The organism is Acinetobacter higginsii (assembly GCF_000369525.1).
Taxonomy (GTDB): Bacteria; Pseudomonadota; Gammaproteobacteria; order Pseudomonadales; family Moraxellaceae; genus Acinetobacter; species Acinetobacter higginsii.
Genome location: NZ_KB850071.1, coordinates 508768 through 532085, shown reverse-complemented (window position 1 = coordinate 532085; position 23318 = coordinate 508768). Strand labels below are relative to the sequence as shown.

The 23318-nt window shown below is 44.2% G+C and carries 22 protein-coding genes; 9 read left to right on the top strand and 13 right to left on the bottom strand.

Features of this window, described 5'->3' with window-relative positions:
- Positions 1-37: 37 nt before the first annotated feature.
- The 3 genes from F902_RS05690 to F902_RS05680 all read right to left on the bottom strand — a co-directional run bounded on the left by F902_RS05690 (position 38) and on the right by F902_RS05680 (position 5032).
- Complete coding sequence (locus F902_RS05690; RefSeq protein ID WP_004803411.1) at positions 38-1333, bottom strand: solute carrier family 23 protein; 1296 nt, start codon at positions 1331-1333, stop codon at positions 38-40.
- A gap of 309 nt (positions 1334-1642) precedes the next feature.
- The gene (gene ppc / locus F902_RS05685; RefSeq protein WP_005201715.1) at positions 1643-4324 is read right to left on the bottom strand and encodes a phosphoenolpyruvate carboxylase; all 2682 of its coding nucleotides are present in this window, start codon (positions 4322-4324) and stop codon (positions 1643-1645) included.
- 84 nt (positions 4325-4408) lie between these two features.
- The gene (locus tag F902_RS05680) at positions 4409-5032 is read right to left on the bottom strand and encodes a TetR/AcrR family transcriptional regulator (protein WP_005201713.1); all 624 of its coding nucleotides are present in this window, start codon (positions 5030-5032) and stop codon (positions 4409-4411) included.
- Between the two features lie 151 nt (positions 5033-5183).
- Between F902_RS05680 and F902_RS05675 the strand changes: the two genes are divergently transcribed.
- From F902_RS05675 to F902_RS05650, 6 genes are all read left to right on the top strand, one after another.
- Positions 5184-6284, top strand: a complete 1101-nt coding sequence (locus tag F902_RS05675) for an efflux RND transporter periplasmic adaptor subunit (RefSeq protein WP_005201711.1) — start codon at positions 5184-5186, stop codon at positions 6282-6284.
- 2 nt (positions 6285-6286) lie between these two features.
- Positions 6287-9415 (top strand): efflux RND transporter permease subunit, encoded by a 3129-nt coding sequence (locus F902_RS05670; protein ID WP_005201710.1) that lies wholly within the window; start codon positions 6287-6289, stop codon positions 9413-9415.
- A gap of 132 nt (positions 9416-9547) precedes the next feature.
- Positions 9548-9925 (top strand): hypothetical protein, encoded by a 378-nt coding sequence (locus tag F902_RS05665; RefSeq protein WP_004803416.1) that lies wholly within the window; start codon positions 9548-9550, stop codon positions 9923-9925.
- A gap of 144 nt (positions 9926-10069) precedes the next feature.
- Positions 10070-11182: a molecular chaperone DnaJ gene (dnaJ, locus tag F902_RS05660; RefSeq protein WP_004803417.1), complete on the top strand. Its 1113-nt coding sequence runs from the start codon at positions 10070-10072 to the stop codon at positions 11180-11182.
- Positions 11183-11296: 114 nt separating this feature from the next.
- Positions 11297-12118 carry a 4-hydroxy-tetrahydrodipicolinate reductase gene (gene dapB / locus F902_RS05655; protein ID WP_005201708.1) on the top strand — a complete coding sequence of 274 codons (822 nt, stop codon included), beginning with the start codon at positions 11297-11299 and terminating at the stop codon, positions 12116-12118.
- Positions 12119-12214: 96 nt separating this feature from the next.
- Entirely contained in the window at positions 12215-12865 is a 651-nt protein-coding gene (locus F902_RS05650) for an START domain-containing protein (RefSeq protein ID WP_004803420.1), read from the top strand.
- 39 nt (positions 12866-12904) lie between these two features.
- Here F902_RS05650 and F902_RS05645 read toward each other — a convergent pair whose 3' ends face one another.
- Positions 12905-14092, bottom strand: coding sequence for an MFS transporter (locus tag F902_RS05645; RefSeq protein WP_005201707.1), 1188 nt, complete (start codon positions 14090-14092; stop codon positions 12905-12907).
- Between the two features lies 1 nt (position 14093).
- The gene (gene dkgB, locus F902_RS05640; protein ID WP_005201706.1) at positions 14094-14900 is read right to left on the bottom strand and encodes a 2,5-didehydrogluconate reductase DkgB; all 807 of its coding nucleotides are present in this window, start codon (positions 14898-14900) and stop codon (positions 14094-14096) included.
- A 138-nt stretch (positions 14901-15038) separates the two neighbouring features.
- On the opposite strand from dkgB, the gene F902_RS05635 reads away from it, so the two are divergent.
- On the top strand, positions 15039-15941 hold the full coding sequence (locus F902_RS05635; protein WP_005201705.1) for a LysR family transcriptional regulator: 903 nt from the start codon (positions 15039-15041) through the stop codon (positions 15939-15941).
- Here F902_RS05635 and F902_RS05630 read toward each other — a convergent pair.
- Positions 15889-16299: a hypothetical protein gene (locus F902_RS05630; RefSeq protein WP_005201704.1), complete on the bottom strand. Its 411-nt coding sequence runs from the start codon at positions 16297-16299 to the stop codon at positions 15889-15891. The two genes, F902_RS05635 and F902_RS05630, sit on opposite strands and share 53 nt — an antisense overlap.
- A gap of 90 nt (positions 16300-16389) precedes the next feature.
- Here F902_RS05630 and F902_RS05625 point away from each other — a divergent pair, with 90 nt between their 5' ends.
- Positions 16390-17805 (top strand): aminotransferase-like domain-containing protein, encoded by a 1416-nt coding sequence (locus tag F902_RS05625; protein WP_005201703.1) that lies wholly within the window; start codon positions 16390-16392, stop codon positions 17803-17805.
- On the opposite strand, the gene ahr is transcribed toward F902_RS05625, so the two are convergent.
- The 7 genes from ahr to F902_RS22030 all read right to left on the bottom strand — a co-directional run bounded on the left by ahr (position 17802) and on the right by F902_RS22030 (position 22585).
- Positions 17802-18827, bottom strand: coding sequence for an NADPH-dependent aldehyde reductase Ahr (ahr, locus tag F902_RS05620; RefSeq protein ID WP_005201702.1), 1026 nt, complete (start codon positions 18825-18827; stop codon positions 17802-17804). The genes F902_RS05625 and ahr overlap by 4 nt on opposite strands.
- A 36-nt stretch (positions 18828-18863) precedes the next feature.
- Complete coding sequence (locus F902_RS05615; protein ID WP_005201701.1) at positions 18864-19418, bottom strand: DNA-3-methyladenine glycosylase I; 555 nt, start codon at positions 19416-19418, stop codon at positions 18864-18866.
- A 36-nt stretch (positions 19419-19454) separates the two neighbouring features.
- Entirely contained in the window at positions 19455-19700 is a 246-nt protein-coding gene (locus F902_RS05610) for a hypothetical protein (protein WP_005186132.1), read from the bottom strand.
- A gap of 9 nt (positions 19701-19709) precedes the next feature.
- Complete coding sequence (locus F902_RS05605; RefSeq protein ID WP_412781809.1) at positions 19710-20207, bottom strand: M23 family metallopeptidase; 498 nt, start codon at positions 20205-20207, stop codon at positions 19710-19712.
- A 76-nt stretch (positions 20208-20283) separates the two neighbouring features.
- Positions 20284-21321 carry an A/G-specific adenine glycosylase gene (mutY, locus tag F902_RS05600; protein WP_005201699.1) on the bottom strand — a complete coding sequence of 346 codons (1038 nt, stop codon included), beginning with the start codon at positions 21319-21321 and terminating at the stop codon, positions 20284-20286.
- Positions 21322-21522: 201 nt separating this feature from the next.
- Complete coding sequence (locus F902_RS05595) at positions 21523-22260, bottom strand: dienelactone hydrolase family protein (protein WP_005201697.1); 738 nt, start codon at positions 22258-22260, stop codon at positions 21523-21525.
- A gap of 166 nt (positions 22261-22426) precedes the next feature.
- A complete protein-coding gene (locus F902_RS22030) occupies positions 22427-22585 on the bottom strand; it encodes a DUF1328 domain-containing protein (protein WP_004656956.1) in 159 nt (52 codons plus the stop codon).
- Between the two features lie 190 nt (positions 22586-22775).
- Between F902_RS22030 and F902_RS05585 the strand changes: the two genes are divergently transcribed.
- Positions 22776-23228, top strand: coding sequence for a YcgN family cysteine cluster protein (locus F902_RS05585; protein ID WP_005201695.1), 453 nt, complete (start codon positions 22776-22778; stop codon positions 23226-23228).
- Positions 23229-23318: the final 90 nt, after the last annotated feature.

The window sequence follows — 23318 nt, the reverse complement described above, 5'->3', positions numbered from 1 at the left end:
CAAAATAAAAAAGGCAGCTTACGCTGCCTTCAAGGTTTTAGTTTTTATCTTTTAAACTGAATAACAGGTTCAGGAAAATTGCAGCAAAAGTTGCGGTTCCAATACCACCTAAATTAAAGCTACCAAATAACAATTCAAAGTTGCCTGCACCTAAAATAATGGTGACAGAGGCAATAATCAGATTTTTATTATTAGAGAAATCGACTTTGTTTTCGATCCAGATTTTCGCACCGGCAATGGTAATCAAACCAAACACCACAATTGAAGCACCTGTCAGAACTGCGGTTGGAATCGTGCTAATCACTGCACCAAACTTAGGTGAAAGCCCCAAGAAAATAGCAAACACACCAGCGATCACAAACACAATCGTTGAATAGACGCGGGTCACTGCCATCACCCCGATATTTTCACCATAAGTGGTCATACCCGGTGCACCGACACTACCCGATAAAGTGGTGGCTAAACCGTCGGCAACAAAAGCTTTGCCCAATTGCGGGGTCAGGTTTTCGCCAGTCATTGCACCCACCGCTTTGATATGTCCCAGATTCTCTGCCACTAAAATCAGGGCCACAGGGGCAATAATCAGAATCGCATTTAAATCAAAAGTTGGATGTGAAAAGCTTGGGATACCAAACCATGGCGCTGCTGCGATTTGGGAGAAATCAATCGGTTTGCCATAGCCTAAAACATTGGTGGCAATGGCATAAAGCGCATAGGCAATCAGTAGGCCAACGAGTAACAATAAACGCTGTAATAGCCCTTTGGTAAAGACTGCAATGATGCCCATACTCAATACCGTGATGAGTGCCATCCACATCTCAAACGGTTGACCAGCAACCCCTTTAATGGTGACAGGTGCAAGGTTGAGACCAATGATCATCACGATCGCGCCAGTCACAACGGGTGGCATCAGTTTTTCAATCCAGCGTGTACCCGTCAGCATCACCGCAAAACCGATCAAGGCATAAAAAATACCACAGGCGACGATCCCGCCAAGTGCAACCGAAAGGTTAGGATTGGCCCCAGAGCCCGTGATATGTCCTGTTGCCGCCGCAACTACACCGATAAAGGCAAAACTTGAACCTAAATAGCTTGGTACGCGTCCACCAGTGATCAGGAAGAAAATAATGGTACAAATCCCTGACATTAAGATGGCAAGGTTTGGGCTAAAGCCCATTAATAAGGGTGCAAGAACCGTTGCACCAAACATTGCAAATGCGTGTTGAACCCCGAGCACCGCACTTTGTAAGGGCGGTAAATATTCATTTGTCGCAACAGGGCGATGATCGATCTTCCCCTGATACGGCTGCCATTTTGGAAACCAACTTGACATAAATTAGACTCATTATGTGATATCAGCGCGTATGATACCCTGTCTTAAAACGAGCTTTCACCTATAAGCCATTGAGAATATTGCCAGAACAGGCATTGTGGGTTGTATTTTTACCTTTTGGTAAAATTTGTTTCAAAATAAGCTAGCGGTTTTATTATTTATTTTTTTGCTGATGCTTTGAAAATTTAACTCTTTTATTTTCAAAATATTTTTTGAATTTTTTCTGTTTTTTAAATTTAGATGGCATATTTTGCCAGTCTTGCCATCAATAGGCAGAGTTCCTATTGATGGCAAAGTCGAGTTTAGTGCTTAACCTGTATTACGCAGACCTGCGGCAATCCCCGCAATACTGACCATCAAGGCATGATCGACAGGGCTGTGTTCGGTTTGGTGTTCCGACAGATATAGACGACGACGTTTCATCAACTCCGCTTGTAATAAATGCAGTGGCAATAAATACGGCTTACGCACCTGCATGGATTGATCTAAAACCTCATTATTACTGAGCAGTTTAGATTCACCCTTTAAGCTCAGCAGGGTATCCACCGCATTTTGCAGACGCTGGCGTAATTCCACCCCAAGCACCTTTAAGTCCTGATCTTGGGTCAGATGTGACTCATAGTACAGGGCAATATCGGCATCAGATTTAGACAATACCATTTCCAACATATCAATCAGGGTCTGGAAATAAGGCCATTGTTCCAGCATCTCATTCAAGGTGTTTTTATGCTGTTCATGCACCTGATTAATCGCCGTACCTGTACCTAACCAAGCAGGCAGCATTAAACGGATCTGCGTCCATGCAAATACCCATGGAATGGCACGCAGTGATTCAATACCACCACTGACTTTACGTTTGGCTGGGCGTGAACCTAATGGTAACATTTGTAATTCCAGCTCTGGCGTAACCGTCCGCAGATAGCTGACAAAGTTTGGATTTTCACGCACGGTTTGACGATAGACTTTGACCGATAAATCAGTCATTTGATTCATCAGATCACGCCACTGTTTTTTCGGTTCCGGTGGTGGGAGCAAGGTCGCTTCTAAAGTTGCAGCGGTATAGATTTCCAGATTTTGCAGTGCAATACCTTCTAGACCGAATTTGAAGCGAATCATCTCACCTTGTTCAGTGACTCGAATTGCACCTGAAATCGAACCTGGGGGTTGTGAGAACAGGGCTTGTTGTGTTGGTGCACCACCGCGGCTGATTGAACCACCACGACCATGGAACAAGGTCAATTGCACACCATGCTGTTTGGCAATCGCAGTCAATTCTTCTTGGGCGCGGTATTGCGCCCAGTTGGCGGACATAAAGCCTGCATCTTTGGCTGAATCTGAATAGCCAATCATCACCTCATGTTTGCCTTGAATATGCTGTTTATACCAATGCATATTGAACAAGGTGGTCATGGTTTTGGCTGCGCCATCCAGATCTTTCAAGGTTTCAAACAGCGGCACCACGCGTAACGGATGCTGAATCCCAGCTTCCTTTTGCAGCAATAAAACCGCGAGCACATCACTTGGGTATTCTGCCATCGAAATAATATAAGCACCCAAGCTCTCGGTCGGCTGTTCCGCCAAGGTACGCATAGTGGCAAACACTTCCAGTACATCAGGGTGTTGAATCAGGCTGCCTTCAGGTTCATTGAAGAACTTCGGTAATAATGGACGTTTGCTTTGCAGCTCTTGGATCAGGAAATTTTGACGTGCTTGTTCAGTCCATGATTCAAAATTGCCTAGGCCTAGATATTCAGTAATGGCAGAAATGGCCTGACGGTGACGGCCCGATTCTTGACGAATATCCAGCTTGAGCAGTTCAATACCGAAACAGTTGACCCGATAAATGAAATCCAGCAATTGTCCATTGGCGATTTCGGCTAAGTTACTGTCGATTAATGAACGATAACAGAGGAGCAGTGGCGCTAATAGTTCATCTTTATCTTTGATGATATTGCTGTCATCGGCTTCAGCCCCTTGTAAGCGTTGCCCCAACCAATAGCGGGTAGCTTTTAAACGTTCACGGGTGTCGCGCAGATATTCTCGATACGGTTCAGGGTGTTCATAGCCCAATGCTTGAGTCAGTTCCTCAGAACAACTTTGAATTGACAGTTCCCAACGCAGATTTTCAATATCACGCAAATATAAATCAGCAGCTTGCCAACGTGATAGCCACAGCACTTCTTGGGTGACTTGATGGGTGACATTCGGATTGCCATCGCGGTCACCGCCCATCCATGAAGCAAAACGGATTGGTGCAATGTTCAATGGTAAGGCATGCTCACAATGCTGCTGCGTGAGTTCATTTAGTTCACGTACGAATTTCGGTACTGCATTCCAAAGCGATTGCTCAATAGTGGCAAAGCCCCATTTGGCTTCATCGACAGGGGTTGGGCGATGTTGACGAATCTCATCGGTTTGCCATGCTGAGCTGACCAATTGCTTCAGTGTCGAGATGGTCTGTTGGCGTTCTCTTGGTGTCAGTTTTTGTTGATCTAACTGTGAAAGACAGTCGGTAATATCATCATATTTTTGAATCAGAGTACGGCGGCTGACCTCGGTTGGGTGTGCGGTCAGTACCAGTTCAATTTTTAAATCACAGATCTGTTGGAATAATTGCTGTGCATTGATTTGTTGGGTTTTAAATTTTTCGAATAAATGTGGCAGTGGGTTTGGGCTAGGCGCGTGCTCATCGAACTCGGCCTGACGACGGCTACGCACCACATGATATTGTTCAGCAATATTGGCGAAGTTAAGAAAATGTGAGAATGCGCGGGTCAGCGGCAGAATCTCTTCATCTTTTAAACCGAGAAACAATTGTTCGAGCTGTTTTTCTGCTTCGATCTGGCCGTCACGTGCACCTTTGGCTAATGCGCGAATTTGCTCAATCTGATTAAACAAATCTTGCCCAGCATGTTGCTTTAAGGTCTCTCCAAGTAAATTGCCCAGTAAGCGGACATCTTCACGTAATGGAGCAGTGATTTGCTGAATCATTCTAATTCTCCTGTTGTTCTCATTCGACTATAGCGCGATTGAGAGACATTCCAAGAGCAGAACGTAAAAAAATGTGAATTTTCTCTAATTTATTGATTGATATTTAAGCATAAAAATTTCGATTGCCTGTTCAATCATCTGATTGATTTCAGTTGTGGTCGGCACAGGGGCTAAACCGAGTAAAACCTGCTGATGACGGATACCCAACATCAGCGAGATAATCAGCTCAGTTTGCTTAAGCGGTTCATCTGCGCGAATAAATTTAAAGGCGATGGCCTGTTCAAAGAAATCACACCAGACATTGCACATGCGGGTATGTGATGCATCAAAAAATTGCTTGGTTAAGGGGCTTTGTTCTGCGGCTAATTCAAATAGCAGGCAATCCAGCTTTAGCGCTTCAGGCAGATAAATAATACTTAATGCACGCTGACACATGAGCACCAGTGCCTGTTTAAAATCAGCATCTGCGGTCAGTTCAATCTGTTTGGTTCGAATTGATTCTTCACAGCTTTCTTCAATCGCACAGATAAACAGATTGCCCTTATCTTGGAAGTGGTTATACACCGTGAGTTTGGTCACACCCGCTTCTTTGGCAATCTGATTCATATTGGTGGCGTGATAGCCCATTTTTAAAAATATAGATTTTGCAGCCTGTAAAATCTTGGCTCTTTTTTCTAAATCTTTAGGGCGACCACTGTTGATTTGCACGTTATCGTTCTCTTTTAATTAATTTAAAAATCAAAATTCTAGCTTTAATTTTTAATTAGTGTACTCGTGGGTATATTAATTAAAAAATAAACAATCTATGATAATGCTCATATCACGCCTTAAAAATCAATTTGAATAAGAGCGCAAAGAGATGAATCAGATCAATCGTATCATATTGGGCTTACTCATTGTCAGTAGTGTACTCCTCAGCGCATGTCAAAAAGAGGTGCCAAAGACTGAGGAAATTCCCTATGTCATGGTGACACAACCAAGTCGCAATCATGTCGATCAAAAAAGCTATGCAGGGGATGTACAGGCGAGACAGCAAACTGCTTTGGCCTTCCGTGTCGGGGGGCAGATTACCGAACGTTATGTCGATGTTGGTGATCGGGTCAAAGTGGGACAGGTGCTGGCAAAATTAGATGTAAAAGATGCGCAGTTGCAGATGAATGCAGCCAAAGCCCAATTAGACAGCGCGCAGGCAGCGGCAAAGATTGCGGCTGAAGAATATCAGCGTTATCAGCAACTTTTACCAGTCAATGCGGTCAGTCGTTCGCAATTTGATGCAGTCAAGAATCAATATGAATCTGCACAAGCAAGCCTGCAACAAGCACGTTCAAACTATGAAGTGTCATCTAATCAAACTGGCTATAACCAGTTAGTTTCCAATAAAAATGGCGTGATTACCCAACGTCAAATTGAGATTGGACAGGTGATTGCAGCAGGACAAGCTGTTTATCAGTTGGCGATTGATGGTGAACGTGAAGTGGTGTTTGGTGTGCCTGAACAGGCGGTCAGTACCATCAAGGTCGGGCAACCGGTATGGGTGACTTTATGGTCGCAACCAGATGCGCGTTTTGCAGCCAAAGTCCGCGAAGTTTCACCTGCGGCTGACCAATCTCGAACCTTTACTGTGAAAGTTTCTTTACTTGAAGGGCAGTCGACGATTCAACTCGGGCAGAGTGCACGAGTATTCTTTGTCGCAAATGAAAATAACGTGTTGAGCGTACCGTTATCTAGTGTGACCGCCAATGATCAACAAGCCTATGTTTGGGTGGTGAATGCCAATCAAAGCATACGCAAAGTACCTGTGACTTTAGGTACTTATGGTCGAGATAGTGTGCCAGTTGTGTCAGGTTTAAAAGCAACGGATTGGGTTGTGGTCGGTGGTGTACATTTACTGCGTGACCAGCAAAAAATTCATCCAGTTGACCGTGATAATCGTGAAGTCACTGTAAAAGCGGGGGGGTAAACATGAAATTTAACCTTTCAGAATGGGCACTCAAAAATAAGGGCATTATCCTTTATTTTATGCTGTTGCTCGGCATCGTGGGCATCATGTCTTATTCAAAGCTTTCGCAAAGTGAAGATCCGCCGTTTACCTTTAAGGTGATGGTGGTACAGACTTATTGGCCTGGGGCCACCGCAAAAGAAGTATCAACACTGGTGACGGACCGAATCGAAAAAGAGTTGATGACTACGGGGCAGTATGACCGCATCATGGCCTATTCACGGCCGGGTGAGTCTTTGGTGACCTTTGTGGCGAAAGACAGTTTGCCGTCCAGTGCTATTCCTGATGTTTGGTATAACGTGCGCAAGAAGGTCAACGACATCCGTTCGCAGTTGCCGAGCGGTGTACAAGGACCCTTTTTCAATGATGAGTTTGGAGACACTTTCGGCAATATCTATGTGCTGACAGGCAAAGACTTTGACTATGCGGTGCTGAAAGAATATGCCGACCGTTTGCAACTACAATTGCAGCGGGTTAAGGATGTGAACAAGGTCAATCTGGTCGGTCTGCAAGATCAAAAAATCTGGATTGAATTATCAAATACCAAAGCGGTACAACTGGGTGTACCAGTTACAGCCATTCAAGAAGCCATTCAAAAACAAAATGACATGGCGGGTGCGGGGTTCTTTGAAACAGGTACAGATCGTATTCAAATCAGAGTTAGTGGACATTTGCATAGTGTCGAAGACCTGAAAAAAATGCCGTTGTTGGTCGGTGATAAAACCATTCAACTGGGTGATGTGGCTGAGGTCTATCGAGGCTTTAGTGAACCTGCCCAGCCACGTATGCGTTTTATGGGCGAAAATGGGATTGGTATTTCGGTTTCGATGCGTAAAGGTGGCGACATCATTGCGCTGGGTAAAAACCTTGAAACTGAGTTCAATCGTCTACAAAAAACCTTACCTTTGGGTATGAAACTGCAAAAAGTTTCTGATCAGCCTGTGGCGGTACAACGTAGTATTCAAGAGTTTTTAAAAGTCTTGGCTGAAGCCGTGATCATCGTTTTATTGGTGAGCTTCTTCTCGCTGGGTTTCCGTACCGGTTTGGTGGTGGCGCTGTCTATTCCACTGGTATTGGCGATGACTTTTGCAGGCATGAATCTATTTGATGTAGGGCTGCATAAGATTTCCTTGGGGGCATTGATTCTGGCCTTAGGGTTGCTGGTCGATGATGCCATTATCGCTGTTGAAATGATGGCGATTAAAATGGAGCAGGGCTATAGCCGCTTGAAAGCGGCAGGTTTTGCGTGGCAAACCACCGCTTTTCCAATGTTGACGGGAACTTTGATTACCGCTGCAGGCTTTTTGCCGATTGCAACTGCCCAATCTGGAACAGGGGAATATACCCGTTCTATTTTCCAAGTGGTGACCATTGCGTTGATTGTGTCATGGATTGCGGCAGTTTTATTTGTGCCTTATTTAGGTGAAAAGCTATTACCCGATTTTAGCAAACAGAATCAGCAGGCGGCATGGTATCTACGTTTATGGGCGCGACTGCGTAAGCAACCTGCACCTGTGGTAGAAGCACATGCTCAGCATCACGATCCATATCAATCCAAGTTTTATCAGGCCTTCGGCCGTGTGGTTGAAATCTGTATTACCTATCGTAAAACCGTGATTGCGGTGACAGTAGGCATCTTTGTGTTGTCGGTGGCGATGTTTAAGTTAGTGCCGCAACAATTCTTCCCGCCATCGAATCGTGCAGAAATTTTGGTGGATTTAAAACTTGAAGAGGGGGCATCACTGACCGCAACTGAACAGGCGGTACACAAGGTGGAGCAGTTCCTGTCCAAGCAAAAGGGCATTGATAACTATGTGGCCTATGTGGGAACAGGTTCACCGCGGTTCTACTTACCGCTAGATCAGCAATTACCACAAGCCAGTTTTGCTCAATTTGTGGTATTGGCCTCGTCTCTTGATGACCGTGATGAAATCCGTCGCTCTTTAGACAAACAGATTAAGCAGTTATTGCCTCAAGTGCGGACAAGGGTATCGTTATTGGAAAATGGTCCACCTGTGGGTTATCCATTGCAGTATCGTGTATCGGGTGAAGACCTCGGCACAGTACGTCAATGGGCACAGAAAGTGGCCAAAGTCCTGAGCGAAGATCCAAATACCACCAATGTGCATTTGGACTGGGGTGAACCGAGTAAAATCATTGCAATCGAAATTGACCAAGATCGCGCACGTCAGATGGGTGTTTCCAGTGTGGATTTAGCCAATTTCCTCAATGCTTCGGTGACGGGTGCGGTCATGAATCAATATCGCGAAAAACGTGAATTGATTGAAATTCGGTTACGTGGTGATAAATCTGAACGTGTTGAAGTCGCATCTTTAGCAAGTTTGGCGGTGCCAACCAGTAAAGGCACAACAGTTCCGTTGGCGCAAATTGCCAATATTGAATCCCGCTTTGAAGAAGGTTTAATTTGGCATCGTAATCGCCTGCCGACCATTACTGTGCGTGCCGATATTCGTACCCATTTACAACCTGCAACTGTGGTACAACAGTTAGCTGATCAGATGCAGAGCTTACGCGCTGATCTACCAAGTGGTTATCTACTGGAAGTAGGGGGGACGGTTGAGGAATCGGCTAAGGGGCAAAATTCGGTGAATGCAGGTATGCCATTGTTCTTGGCTGTGGTGATGACCTTGTTGATGATCCAGCTGCGTAGCATGTCACGGGCAACCATTGTGTTACTGACAGCACCATTGGGTTTGATTGGTGTCGTTGCGTTCTTACTGTTATTCAATAAACCCTTCGGTTTTGTGGCGATGCTTGGCACCATTGCCCTGTCTGGGATGATTATGCGGAACTCGCTGATTCTGATTGATCAGATTGAGCAAGATATTGATGTGGGGCATACACCATGGGAGGCGGTGATTGGTGCAACCATGCGTCGTTTCCGTCCAATTGTGTTGACCGCACTGGCGGCGGTGCTGGCGATGATCCCTTTATCACGCAGTATTTTCTTTGGTCCGATGGCGGTTGCTATCATGGGTGGCTTGATTGTTGCCACCTTATTAACCTTATTTTTCCTGCCTGCACTGTATGCGGCATGGTTTAAGGTGAAGAAAACAACACAACTATCGTAATTATTTTGTGAATAAAGGTGCGAAAGATTGAAAATTTCAATATAGTAGCACCTATATTTTAAGACCAAAAAATAATTGAATTTCATAGCATGACAAATTTTGCATAATGCTGTGAATGAGGTGATAGAGAGCATGGGGCAAGACGGTATTGAGCAGCATCGCCGCTATGTGGCGATTTCTTATGTGTTCATGTTTCTTGCATTATTTACGATAGTGTTTGCTGTATTTGCGTACCTATTAGCACGAAAAGTTGCGATTGTGGATAATGCCGAAGTATGGATACATGCGCATGCACTCTGGATTATGCGTAATGTGATGTTGTTTGTACTGATGGCTTTCTTTGCAGCGTTATGGTTTATTCCACTGTTCTTTTTTGCTTGGGATAGTGCACTCTGGGTGACTGCAATGACGGTCGCAGGTGTGGTATTTAGTTCAATTGCATGGTTATTTTTATTGAATGCTTGGTTGAAAGGTATTGCGAAGTACTTCAAGAATAAAGCCGTTTTCTAAAATTATCGCTTTTTTATTGCAATAACCCTTGTAAATTTATCGTACAGTCCCTATTAAGGCTCTGTTGACTTTTTATTTTGAAAGTCGGCAGAGCCTATTTGTTTTTTTAGATTTAAATAAATTCCGTGAGGAGCATCGCCAACCATGGCTAAACGTGATTATTATGAGGTTTTAGGCGTTTCGAAAACCGCAAGTGATGATGAGATCAAAAAAGCCTATCGTAAGTTGGCGATGAAGTATCATCCAGACCGTAACCCTGACAACGCTGAAGCAGAAGAAAAGTTCAAAGAAGCTGCGGAAGCCTATGAAGTCCTTTCTGATGAAGAAAAGCGCAGCATGTATGATCGTGCTGGACATAGTGCTTTTGAAGGTGGCTTCGGTGGTGCAGGTGGCGGTTTCGGCGGCTTTAGTGCAGAAGATATTTTTAGTCAGTTTGGCGATATCTTTGGTGGTGCGTTTGGTGGCGGTGGCCGTCAACAACGTCAACGCCGTGGTTCAGACCTTCGTTATGTCATGGAACTCACACTAGAAGAAGCTGTAAAAGGCGTGAAAAAAACCATTACCTTCACTGCGCCAGCGCCATGTGAAACCTGTGATGGAAAAGGGTCAAAAAATCCAAACGATGTTGAAACTTGTCGTACCTGTCATGGTGCAGGTCAAGTACGTATGCAACAAGGTTTCTTCTCCGTTCAGCAAACCTGTAGTACCTGTCGTGGTCAAGGTAAAATCATCAAGAATCCATGTAATAGCTGTCATGGTTCAGGTGTTGCAGATCGTCAGCAAACCCTTGAAGTTACTATTCCAGCAGGTGTGGACAATGGTGATCGCGTACGCTTAACTGGTAAAGGTGAAGCGATTCGTGATGGTCAAGCTGGCGATTTATACGTTGAAGTCGTGGTTCGTGAACACGAAATCTTCCAACGTGATGGCGCAGATCTTTATATGGATGTACCTGTTAGCATTGCAGATGCAGCTTTAGGTAAAGAAATTGAAATCCCGACCCTTGATGGTCGTGTCAGCTTAAAAATTCCAGAAGGTACACAAACCGGTAAATTATTCCGCTTGCGTGCTAAGGGTGTTCGCCCTGTACGTAGCAGTATGGTCGGTGATTTACTCTGCCGTATTGTGGTGGAAACGCCTGTGAATTTAAACAGTCGTCAGCGCGAATTATTGAAAGAATTACAAGCGTCTTTTGATGGTGATGGACATGCTGCCTCTCCAAAGAAAAAATCGTTCTTTGACCGCTTATTTGATTAATCGGTATTGATAAAAAAACCTGCTGCGGCAGGTTTTTTTATGGGAAATTTTTAGCGCAAGCACAGAGTTTTGCTATAGTAGCTGAATTGTTTAAATAAAAGACTGGGAAAAATTATGTCATCTTCTCCACGCATTGGAATCTTGGGTGCAGGCGGACGCATGGGGCGTATTCTGATTCAAGCGGTACAACAAGCAGGCTACCAACTAGCAGCAGCTGTTGAGCGTCCTGAAAGCAGCTTGGTGGGTGCAGATGCAGGGGAACTTGCAGGGATTGGCAACATCGGTGTCAAGATCGTGGGAAGTTTGAGTGAAGTGCTGAAAGACTGTGATGTGGTGATTGATTTTACTGCACCAGTTGCAACTGAACAGCACTTAAAATTATGCCGTGAAGCGGGTGTGGCCATGGTGATTGGAACCACGGGAATGTCAGATGAGCAAAAGGCATTCCTTGATGAAACAGCAACACAGACACCTGTGGTGTACGCTGCCAATTATTCAGTTGGGGTGAACGTTTCGATTAAATTATTGGAACTCGCAGCGAAAGTATTTGGCGATACGGTGGATATCGAAATCATTGAAGCACATCACCGCCATAAAGTGGATGCACCATCAGGTACTGCCTTTATGATGGGTGAGGCGATTGCCGATACCTTAGGTCGTAACTTGAAAGAAGTGGCGGTTTATGGACGTGAAGGTTATACCGGTCCTCGTGATCGCCAGACTATTGGTTTTGAAACCATTCGTGGTGGCGATATTGTCGGTGAACATACAGTGATGTTTATTGGTGAAGGTGAGCGTGTGGAAGTGACACACAAAGCCACCAACCGGATGAACTTTGCTTCAGGTGCAGTCCGTGCAGCGGCGTGGGTGGTTGGCCGTGAAGCGCGTAAATATGATATGAAAGATGTTTTAGGCTTTAACGAGATTGACGTTTAAAACGTTCCTTTTTTGTACTATAAAAGAGCTTGTTGAGCTTTCTTTCCGAGAGGAGTGAAACAAGCTCTCGCCCTTATTACAACAATTGAGCATGACATGAATAAAAAACATATCGTTCTTGCCACATTGCTCAGTCTCAGCAGCTTTGCAGTGACTGCAGCAACAGATACAGCCAAACTCAGTTTGCATCGGAACAATATTAAGGTTTGGACGTACCAAACAGAAAACAATCCGATTATCCAATATAAAGCTGAAACCACATTTGATGTGCCTTTAGAACGTGCTGTAGCAGTAGTACTGGATGTAGAACGTACACCGCAATGGGTGCCGTATGTGGGCAAGGCACAAATGCTGTCACGTGATGATAAGAAAGGTGAATTCACCTTGTATATGGTTCTGGACTTCCCATTTCCTTTAAAAGACCGTGATGTGGTGATTAAAGGCAAAATGACTAAGAATGCGGATGGCAGCATCAGTATTAAAAACAATGCTATTCAGAATAATTACCCTGAGCAGCCTGATGTGGTGCGGTTAAGCAAATACGCAGGTGACTGGACGTTCCAGCGGTTGGCAAATAACAAAGTAAAAGTGACAACGAGTGGCTATGCCGATCCAGCAGGGGCAATTCCATTGAGCTTTGTGAATATGTTTGTGCAGCAACAACCTTATCAAATGCTGATGAAAATGAAAAAAGAGGTGAATAATCCTTTATATGCGCAACCGAAGTTACCAGATTTATTGAAATAATAAAAAAGCCTGATTTAAATCAGACTTTTTTATTTGAGCTTAAGCTTGAGGACATTGTTGTAATGGCGTCTCTGGTTTGCTTGCTAATTTCATTTGAATGAAAACCAAGATTAAACCAATAGCTGCCAGTACGGCACCAATCATGGAGACTGCCGCATAGTTTAAACCGAAGCTTAAGACGGCACCGCCTGCTGCGGCACCAATGGCATTGCCTAAGTTAAATGCGCCAATATTCACTGAAGAAGCAAGACCCGAGGCTTCATGTGCCACCGACATCACGCGCATTTGTAATGGCGGAACGATCGCAAAGGCTGCTGCACCCCAGATCACCAAACCGATTGCTGCACCCAATTGGCTTTGGGCAAGGATTGGGAAGATGACCATCAACGCGATCAACAAGACCAAGAAACCAATCAAGGTTTTATCAATCGATAAGTCTGCAAACTTTCCACCGAAATGGTTCCCGATTGAAAAACCAATTCCGATCAAGACCAGCATCATGGTGATAAAGGTCGGAGAGGCGTGGGTGAACTCAACCAGACTTGGTGCGATATAGGTATACAAGGTAAACATCGCTGAGGCACCAAATACGGTTGTGAGCAATGCCAATACCACGGGGAGACGAGTGAGAACACTTAACTCCATTTTTACATTTGGCTTTTGTCCAACCGATCCGACCGGAAGGGCCTTCCAAAGTGACAGCATGGTGATGACACCGAGGGCTGAAATCGCAAGGAAAGACATTCTCCAACCAATGTTTTGCCCCACCCATGTTGCGAGTGGTACACCACCAATATTGGCGATGGTTAAGCCCATAAACATGGTGGCAACCGCACTGGCCTGTTTATTTGCTGGAACAACACTGGCTGCCACCACAGAACCAATCCCGAAGAAAGCACCGTGGTTTAAGCTGGTAATTAATCGAGCACCCATTAAACTCATGTAATTGGGTGCAAAGGCTGCGATCAGATTCCCGATGGTGAAGATTGCCATGAGTAGAATCAGGGCATTACGACGGGCAAAGCCACCAAACCATAAGGTCATGATCGGTGCACCGAGCATCACGCCAAGTGCATAACCTGTAATCAACATGCCCGCACTTGGAATCGATACCCCGAGATCATTGGCAATATTGGGCAACAGCCCCATTGGAGAGAACTCTGTTGTTCCAATTGCAAATGCACCAATCGCCAGTGCCAGCAAAGGAAGGTTGATGCGGCTGCTCATGTTATTTGTCCCATTCAGGCGCAAATGGTTCAGGACTGACTTCTCGACCATTACGTTCAAGTTGAGCGATCAGCTGCATTTCTTCTGCACTTAAAGTTAAGTCTTGTGCTTTTAAGTTGCTGATCAGATTTTCACGTTTAGTTGATGATGGAATCACCGCAAAACCATTTTGTAAGGCCCAAGCCAAAGCGACTTGTGCGGTGGTTGCCTGATGCTGTGCAGCAATCTCAATTAAGGTTGGGTCCTGCAGTACTTTGCCATAAGCCAGAGTCATGTATGAAGTCACATCAATATTTTGCTCACGTAAAAAATTGACCAAGGTGCGGTTCTGCAAATAAGGACTGAGTTCAATCTGGTTGGTGGCAATGTGTTCGATACCAATGCTATCAATCGCTTGTTGGGTCAAGGCGATATTAAAGTTTGAAATCCCGATTTGTTTAGTCAAACCCTGTTGTTTCGCCTCTAATAACAATTGCATCACGCTTGGGATGGAGACACCCAGTGCTGGAGCTGGCCAGTGGATCAAGGTGAGATCAACGGCATCAGTACGTAGTTTTTGCAGACTGTCTTTTAAGCTGGGAATGAATTTATCTTCAGCAAAATTGTCGACCCAGATTTTTGTAGTGAGGAACAGGTCTTGACGAGCTACACCACTTTCAGCAATGGCTTGACCCACTGCTGCTTCATTTTCATAAACCTGTGCGGTATCAATGGCACGATAACCCACTTCCAGGGCGGTTTTAACTGAGTCAATGACTGCTTGATCTTTAAGACGGAAAGTACCTAAACCGAATTGAGGGATACGCATATTTTTCACCTAATCTTTTTTCATGCTCAAAAGAGCTGTTTTGTGGATGGCTGTTATTTTGCGATGATTATTGTTGCTAAAACATAGATGAATTTGCAAAATACAGTTGACTAAATATCAATAATTGAGAGGGTGGTAATGAAATCTACGGTAGAAGAACTGCTTGCTTTTATGACCATCGTCGATACAGGTTCATTTATTGCCGCTGCTGAACGACTGGGACAGACGGCATCTGGGCTCAGTCGCTCGCTCAGCCGTTTAGAGTCCAAGCTCGAAGTCACTTTACTAGAACGAACCACGCGAAAATTAAAACTCACCCAAGAAGGCCAGCAGTTTTTACAACAGGCCCGTAAAATCCTGAGTGATTTGAATGCCGCCGAAGAAGCATTACAAAAATCAGATCAAGATACTTCGGGGGTGATTCGGATTGACTCAGCCACACCTTTTATTCTGCATGTGATTACGCCATTGGTACATCAGTTTCGGCAGTGTTATCCCAATATTGAAATCGAGTTGAATAGTAATGATTTGGTGATTGATCTATTGGAACATAAAACCGATGTGGCGTTTCGTTTTGGTGAATTACATGATTCCAGCTTACACGCTAAATTGGTGTGTAAAAGTCGTATCTATATTGTTGCCAGTCCCGAATATTTACAACGCAAGGGCACGCCTTTACAGCCTCAAGCATTACCTGAACATGATGTGATTGGTTTTACCCGTCCAACCTATATCAACACTTGGCCGATTAAAATTGAGGGGGAGTATTTTCAAGCGCAACCTAAAGTGAGAGCATCCAGTGGAGAAACCGTCCGACAACTGTGTTTACGTGGGCAGGGTATTGCTCGGTTATCTGAATTTGAAATCTGGCAGGACATTCGAGAAGGGCGTCTTGAGGCTCTATTTGAAGATCAGATAGAGCACTCTTATCAAAGCATCCATGCTGTTTATTATCAACAAGAGCACTTGCCGAAACGTGTCCGTTTATTTATTGAGTTTTTGACTGAGCAACTAAGTCAGGGCTTCTCGGTTTGCCAATAGCATCATTTTGCAGTTGTACATTCAGCACCGGAATTGATGGGCCTGTTTTTTGTATCACTGACACAACAATATGTTGCTGTTTTAGCTTGCATTCAAGTTCGACCGTTGGCAGAAAGTTGCTTGAGAGTATCAAACCATTTTCATTGGGTTTCTTATAGGTCATTTTGATGATACGAGTCTGCTCTGGCGCCTCACTTTTCTCCATTTTCCATAGCTCATAGGTCGGTTGGTTTTGAATTTGCAGGTAGCCCTGAGAAAGCGATTTACACACTTGTTGTTGCTGGTAGGTGGCTTGGTCAGTCAGATTGCAGCCTGTAAATAAAACGGCGCTTAATATAAATAAGATATTATTTTTCATGGTCTTATCCTTTGGCTGTTGATTTTTATAGCTTAAAGGTGTTGTATGAACCAATACAGATACAGAAATTTATAAAAAAGCAGTACAGATATGACTTTTCACTATCAGCGCTTGGCAGAACAATTGGCTCACAAGATTTATCAGCATGAGTTACAGCCTCAACAAAAGTTGAGTTCTTTAAGGGAATTTGCACGTCAGCAAAGTATTAGTTTAAGTACGGCACAGCAATGCTATGAATTGCTGGAAGCAAAAGGGCTGATCTATGTAAAAGCCAAATCAGGCTATTTTGTCAATTCAAGACAATATCAAAGTGCCGTACCAGACAGTCCCAACTTTGAGTCCAAAGCCCGTCAGGTTTCAAATTTAGATCTGCAAAACCAAATTCAAACTGCCTCGATCCAGCATCATTTAACCCCGTTGGGTGCGATCCAACTGTCTCCGCATTTGATTCCTGTCGATGGATTGCGTCGTTCTTTACAACGTGCTTTGAAACATTGCCAGCCTGAAGATTTTTTATATTGTAATAAACAGGGACATCAGCAACTTCGTAAAGCCTTATCTGATCATTGGCGTGAGGATGGTATCTATGTTGCGACCGATGATATTTTTATTACCAACGGCTGTATGCCTGCCTTATCGCTACTGATTCAACAGATCAGCAAAGAGGGGGATAGTATTCTAGTACCGACGCCCACTTTTAATGGTCAGCTGCAAATGCTGGCTAGCCTGAAACGCAAGATTATTGAGATTCCAGCGGATCACCGTGGCATTGATCTAGAGCGCTTAGAATTTTTTATGAAACAGGGTGATGCCAAACTGTGTTTGCTCACTGCCAATTTTCAGAATCCTTTGGGCTATTGTCTCAGCAATGAACAGAAACAGCACATTGCTCAACTGGCACAAAAATATCAATGTTTTATTTTGGAAGATGATATTTATGGCGAATGCAGCTTTCAAAAGGAACGACCTTTACCCATTCGCTATTGGGATCAGGAAGGCTATGTAATCTGGTGTGGCTCGGTCTCCAAGTCATTATCAACCGCCTATCGCGTCGGTTGGTTTTGCTTAGGTCAACAGCTGCAATATTTAAGACCACAATTATTGGCCAACAATGTGGGGGTGAATACGCCTTTGCAACTTGGTTTAGCCGATTTTATTTACAGTCGTGGTTATCGAGAACATTTGGATCAATTAAGACCTAAACTGATGCAGCAAGTTGAACAGTATCGGGCTTATATTCTTGACGTGTTTCAGGGGGTTCCGATTGGATTAAGCCAGTCACAAGGTGGCTATGCTTTATGGATGCAACTACCCAATAGTATTACCGGTTTGGAGCTCTATTATTTGGCGCAAGGTAAAGGGATCAACATCGTACCAGGGGAAGTATTCGGTGAAGACCGCCGTTATCAACACTTTTTGCGTTTAAATGCAGGTCATGCTTTAACAGCAGAAATCCGCCAAGCGATTCAACAGTTGGCGGATTGGGTACGGCAGAGTATGAATTAGTCGAAGTCTGCTTTGAGTACGATGCGATAACGAGCTTGGCCTGAATGCAGTCGTTCAATCGCCTCATTTAGCTGTGACATTGGAAATAACTCAACTTGTGGTGCGATATTTTTGCGCGCAGCGAATTGTAAAAGTTGGCGCAGGGCTAACGGTGAGCCCGTTGGTGATGAGGTGACAGATTTGGCACCACCCATGATGGCACCGACAGAAACAGGGATCGGTTCCAAAGTCACACCTAGGAAATGTAGACTACCTTTTGGTGCCAAAGTATTGAGATAGGCTTGCCAGTTCAGGGTGACATTGACCGTACTGAGTAATAAATCAAACTTGCCACGTTGTGCTTTGATGGCTTGGGCATCACGGCTATTGACCACGTGATCGGCTCCCATGGCTTTGAGTTCTTCAGTTTTATCTGGATTAGAACTGAAAGCGGTCACTTCGCAGCCCCATGCTTTGAGTAACTTAATCGCGATATGACCTAAACCACCAATACCAATCACACCCACATGATGTGTGGCTTGGATTTTGTGTTTCAGTAAAGGATCAAATACCGTGATGCCACCACACAGTAGCGGGCCAGCACTTTCAGGATCTAAATCGTCTGGAAGGGGAATGACCCATTGCCAACCTGCACGGACTTTATCGGCAAAACCGCCTGCATGGCCAATGATGGTTGCTTTTTTTTCACCAGTACATAGGACCTGATTACCCCCAATACATGGATCACAGGCTTGACAGGTTTCAGCTGTCCAGCCAATGCCAACACGTTGACCGACGCGTAGTCCTTTGGCTTCTGATCCCAATGCAATGATAGTACCAATGATTTCATGTCCAGCCACCGCAGGGTAAACCGATGATTGCCACTCATTATTAATCACGGATAGATCGGAGTGGCACAGACCACAATATTCAACTTTGACTTCAACTTGATGGGCTTGTAATTCTCCCGCATCAAATTGGTACGGTACCACTTGCTCGCCTGCTTGCATTGCAGCATAAGCGCGAATTTGATTATTGCTCATTGGAACTCCCATTCAAGGAAAATCGATGATGATTTGTTATTTAAATTGGCAATGATTTTCGTGGTCATTGACCATACCAACCGCTTGCATAAAAGCATAACAGGTGGTCGGGCCCACAAATTTAAAGCCACGCTTTTTTAGGGTTTTGGATAGTTTTAGGCTAAGTTCAGTTTGTGCAGGTGCTTCGCGGTAATTCGCCACATCATTATTTTCGGTTTGATGATCGACAAAGCTCCATAACCAAGCAGGGACATCTTCGACTTCATCCTTAAGCTTGAGCCAAGCAATGGCATTGTCGCGGATGGCTTTCAGTTTGCCGATATGACGAATTAAACCTGCATCACTGAGTTTGAGTTCGAGTTGATCATCTGTGAGTGCTGCGACGTCTGCGATGGAATGTTGAAAGAAATGTGAGCGGTAGTGTTCGCGTTTTTTCAGTACCGTGATCCAAGAAAGTCCTGCTTGCTGTCCTTCCAGACAGAGCATCTCAAACAAATGGTTTTCATCATGTTGCGGCTTGCCCCATTCTTGATCATGGTAGTCAATATAGAGGGGATCATCGGAGCACCAGCCACAGCGTTGAGTTGACATATTTGATGCTCCTTGTTGTTATTTGAACAGTATAATTTAAAGTTTGAATGCCACCCATTCATTTGGGCGAGTATCCCAATAATACAGTTCTGCGCTATTTAAATCAGTAAACTTAAGCCAAAAGTCTTTACCTGATTTATCGGCAAAGCCTGTACTAATCAACAAAGCATCTTCGGTAATTTCCATGATCCAACCTTGATAGCTGGTACCACCCATGATGATTTTTTGCTGATTTCCAGACTCTGCAAATTCAACCAGACGTTCAATCAATGCTTCTGACATTGTAGATTCCTAACGTAAATACGGGTATGGATTGACTGCTCCACGCCCTTTGCCATTTAAATAAATTCCGTAGTGTAAATGCGGAGCGGTATAACGAGCATTGCCGGTATTTCCCACATAACCGATCAGATCACCTTTACGCACATAGTCGCCAACATTGAGGCCGCGCTTATGACCATCCAGATGTGCATAATAGTGCCAAGAGCCTGCTGGCCCCATGATCCAGATCACTTTGCCGCCTAAATTATTATTACGTAAATCAGCAACTAAGCCTTCGGTCGCACTATACACTTTCGTACCACGCTCTGCCATGATATCGATGCCTTCATGACTACGGCCCTGACTTCGTGCCGCGCCCCAAGTATCCCGTAATTCGTTTCGACTCACACCTTTGACAGGCACAGGGAGGCGGCTGTCTAAACGCATGCTCTTGAGCTTGTTCACCTGAGCATTGGGTAAGGGGCTAGGTTTCTTTGGGGTGGTGGCACATGCTGATAGTAAAACCATCAACACGCCAAGAACGGTATAGGAAATCGAATGACGCACATAAACTCCTTGCGTTTGATCTACAGCATTTTAGGCGTTAAGCCTTTTGTTTGGCTGTAATCAGTTTTTTCATGGCTGTTGGAATGCCTTTGGCAATCGCATTTTCTGGACTTAGCCATATGCCATTTAATTCGATACTCAACTGTTCTTTTTGATCGTGTTCCACGTGGAACAGTTTTTCATGCAGTAACCAAGTGAAGTGAGTAAAGCTATGGCTAATCTGCAATGATGATACTTGAGCTTGTAGTTTGAAGTATTGCTCAATCTGTTGTAATTCGGTTGCTTGTTCAATGATTGGAAGACAATACAATCCACCCCAGAGGCCATGCGCTTCACGTTGTTGCCACAGCCATTCATCTCCAGATTGGATCAATAACACATTGGCTGTTCTGACGGGAACAGGTTTCTTGGCCTTTTTAAAGGGCAATTCCTGTTCTAAGCCTTGTTGATAGGCCTGACAGTGTTGCTGCATTGGGCAGTATAAACACAGCGGTTTTTTGGGTGTACAAACGGTTGCCCCTAAATCCATGATCGCTTGGGTATAATCATGATTGCGCTCTTTTGGGCAGAGATTTTCTGCAATTTGCCAGAGTGCTCGTTCATGTTGTGGCTTGGATAGATCATCTTCGATGGCGAGGAAACGTGCCAGTACACGTTTTACGTTACCATCCATAATCACGCCATACTGACGTAAGCCGAGTGACATGAGCGCACCAGCGGTGGAGCGGCCAATGCCTGGCAGCTCAATCCATTGTTCGAGTGTTTCTGGAAATTTCCCTTGTTGACTGACGATGCCTGCCGCTTTATGCAGATTGCGTGCGCGGGCATAGTAGCCGAGGCCTGCCCAATAAGGAGCGACATCATCCCAACTGGCTGTTCCTAGGGTTTCTACGCTTGGGAAGCGTTCAATAAAACGGTCGAAATATTGCAGTACAGTTTTGACTTGCGTCTGTTGCAGCATGATTTCTGAGACCCAAACTTTGTAGGGATCATCGGCCACTTGCCATGGTAGATCGTGACGACCGTGTTGGTCGAACCATGTAAGTAGTGCATCAGAAAATGAGAAGTCAGACATGAATCAGAACAGTAAAAAGCAGAGGCGTAGTATAGCGGAAATAGGGAGAGGAGTTGATGTATACAAACAAATTCGTTATTAAATGCTGATTAAGATTGGCTTTTACAAAGGCGACATCATGTCGCCTTGCACGAGTAGAAAATATCTAGGGTTTTAACAAACGATATATTTGTTCAATTCCACATAGATAGTCTTTTCAAATCACTTTAAATGTTTATCTAACAACTCATACATTGCTTCAAGACTTTGGCGTTCTGCTTCAGCGTTATAGCCTAAGTCAACATTGTTGGCCTTGGCACGCTCATCTGCAAGCGGGTTACTAAAACCATGCTTGGCATCTTCAAAAATAATTACCTCATGATCCACAGCAGCATCATGCATTTCCTGACGGAAGCTTGCCACATTATCCAAGGTCACCATGCTGTCGAGTTCACCATGTAGGACTAAAATCTCGGCTTTAACTTTGCCTTTCTCAGCAGGCGCTTTCGGACTTAATATCGCATGGAACGTGGCAACGGCTTTGATATCTGCACCTGAACGCGCCAAATCTAGCACCACTTTACCGCCATAGCAGAAACCAACCGCTGCCAATTTGTCGGCATTCACTTCTGCTTGAGCCGCTAAAGCATTTAAGCCTGCTTGAGCACGGTCAACAATGGTGTCAGCATGCTCAAAAGTTTGATTCATCCATTCAGAGGCTTGTGGCACATTGGTTGTAACTTTCTTATCACCATACATATCAATGGCTAAAGCGGCAAAACCATGTTCTGCAAGTTCACGTGCACGTTGCTCGGTATACGCATTACGACCCCACCATTCCGGTGCAACGATCACCCCAGCAACGGGTATATCAATTGCAGGTGCAGCGAAATAACCAATGAGGCGTTGACCATCGGGCGCGGTATATTCAATTTCACGTGTGTTAATCGGGAAGCTCATTCTATAATCCTGATCTGTATTTTTAGAATGCATTGATTAAAACATAAAAAATAAAATGGATGGCATCGTAAAAACATAATAAATACGCTTGTTTTAGCGATGCTCAAAAATGAAAAAAGAAGAATACCAAGATTCTTCTTTTTATGTTTTGGGTAGGTCAAAACGACTAGACTTTGCCTCTGGATAAGAAGCCGACGATTGCTAAGATGACAGCAACAACCAATAAGATTACTGCGAAATCTTTGGATAAACCTGCCACGCCACCGAAACCTAATAAACTGGCAATGAGTGCGATGACTGCAAAAATAATGGCCCAACGGAACATGTCGTGTCCTCCTAATTTTTCGTTATGTGTCCACTATACCGTGTGTTTTTTGCACAAAATGTGGTGTTTATGTGGTTTAAATGTTTAATACTTAAAGAAGTGTTAAATCAATTAAAAGAGATTGAAGTCAGCAAAGCAAAGATGAATGCTATAATAAGAAGTTCATTTTTTTTAATATTGAAAGCTCTGTATGTCCGTCGAACTGCGCCCCAACTTTTGGAAACACTATCCGCTTGATCAGCTCAGCAATGCGGAGTGGGAGGCATTGTGCGACGGCTGTGGTTTATGTTGTTTGATCAAGTTAGAAGATGAAGAAATCGCAGAGGTTGCGTATACCAAAGTGGCATGTAAATTACTGGACTGTAAAACCGCGCGTTGTTCCGATTATCCTAACCGTCAGCAGCAAGTGCCTGATTGTATCCAGCTGACGCCTGAACGGCTCAGCACAATTTCTTGGTTACCACCGAGCTGTGCCTACCGTCGCTTAAGTGAAGGCAAGAATTTACCTTCATGGCATTACCTCAATACAGGTTCACGTCAAAGTGTGATCAAGGCGAAAAAGTCTGCTGCAGGGCGTTGTATTTCAGAAATTGAAATCGATGAAGAACAAATTGAAGATTATATTGTGCGTTGGATTCGTTAATCGCGTTTAGCAAATCAATAAGACATGATGATCATAAAAACAACACTTTTGCAGTATTTTTATTGGCGATGTTCCCTAAGATGAAGAATA

What these genes read in the sequence shown, in the direction of transcription:
- F902_RS05690 (WP_004803411.1), bottom strand. Translation starts at nt 1,333, where the DNA reads ATGTCAAGTTGGTTTCCAAAATGGCAGCCGTATCAGGGGAAGATCGAT.
- ppc (WP_005201715.1), bottom strand. Translation starts at nt 4,324, where the DNA reads ATGATTCAGCAAATCACTGCTCCATTACGTGAAGATGTCCGCTTACTG.
- F902_RS05675 (WP_005201711.1), top strand. Translation starts at nt 5,184, where the DNA reads ATGAATCAGATCAATCGTATCATATTGGGCTTACTCATTGTCAGTAGT.
- F902_RS05670 (WP_005201710.1), top strand. Translation starts at nt 6,287, where the DNA reads ATGAAATTTAACCTTTCAGAATGGGCACTCAAAAATAAGGGCATTATC.
- F902_RS05665 (WP_004803416.1), top strand. Translation starts at nt 9,548, where the DNA reads ATGGGGCAAGACGGTATTGAGCAGCATCGCCGCTATGTGGCGATTTCT.
- dnaJ (WP_004803417.1), top strand. Translation starts at nt 10,070, where the DNA reads ATGGCTAAACGTGATTATTATGAGGTTTTAGGCGTTTCGAAAACCGCA.
- dapB (WP_005201708.1), top strand. Translation starts at nt 11,297, where the DNA reads ATGTCATCTTCTCCACGCATTGGAATCTTGGGTGCAGGCGGACGCATG.
- F902_RS05650 (WP_004803420.1), top strand. Translation starts at nt 12,215, where the DNA reads ATGAATAAAAAACATATCGTTCTTGCCACATTGCTCAGTCTCAGCAGC.
- F902_RS05645 (WP_005201707.1), bottom strand. Translation starts at nt 14,092, where the DNA reads ATGAGCAGCCGCATCAACCTTCCTTTGCTGGCACTGGCGATTGGTGCA.
- dkgB (WP_005201706.1), bottom strand. Translation starts at nt 14,900, where the DNA reads ATGCGTATCCCTCAATTCGGTTTAGGTACTTTCCGTCTTAAAGATCAA.
- F902_RS05635 (WP_005201705.1), top strand. Translation starts at nt 15,039, where the DNA reads ATGAAATCTACGGTAGAAGAACTGCTTGCTTTTATGACCATCGTCGAT.
- F902_RS05630 (WP_005201704.1), bottom strand. Translation starts at nt 16,299, where the DNA reads ATGAAAAATAATATCTTATTTATATTAAGCGCCGTTTTATTTACAGGC.
- F902_RS05625 (WP_005201703.1), top strand. Translation starts at nt 16,390, where the DNA reads ATGACTTTTCACTATCAGCGCTTGGCAGAACAATTGGCTCACAAGATT.
- ahr (WP_005201702.1), bottom strand. Translation starts at nt 18,827, where the DNA reads ATGAGCAATAATCAAATTCGCGCTTATGCTGCAATGCAAGCAGGCGAG.
- F902_RS05615 (WP_005201701.1), bottom strand. Translation starts at nt 19,418, where the DNA reads ATGTCAACTCAACGCTGTGGCTGGTGCTCCGATGATCCCCTCTATATT.
- F902_RS05610 (WP_005186132.1), bottom strand. Translation starts at nt 19,700, where the DNA reads ATGTCAGAAGCATTGATTGAACGTCTGGTTGAATTTGCAGAGTCTGGA.
- F902_RS05605 (WP_412781809.1), bottom strand. Translation starts at nt 20,207, where the DNA reads ATGGTTTTACTATCAGCATGTGCCACCACCCCAAAGAAACCTAGCCCC.
- mutY (WP_005201699.1), bottom strand. Translation starts at nt 21,321, where the DNA reads ATGTCTGACTTCTCATTTTCTGATGCACTACTTACATGGTTCGACCAA.
- F902_RS05595 (WP_005201697.1), bottom strand. Translation starts at nt 22,260, where the DNA reads ATGAGCTTCCCGATTAACACACGTGAAATTGAATATACCGCGCCCGAT.
- F902_RS22030 (WP_004656956.1), bottom strand. Translation starts at nt 22,585, where the DNA reads ATGTTCCGTTGGGCCATTATTTTTGCAGTCATCGCACTCATTGCCAGT.
- F902_RS05585 (WP_005201695.1), top strand. Translation starts at nt 22,776, where the DNA reads ATGTCCGTCGAACTGCGCCCCAACTTTTGGAAACACTATCCGCTTGAT.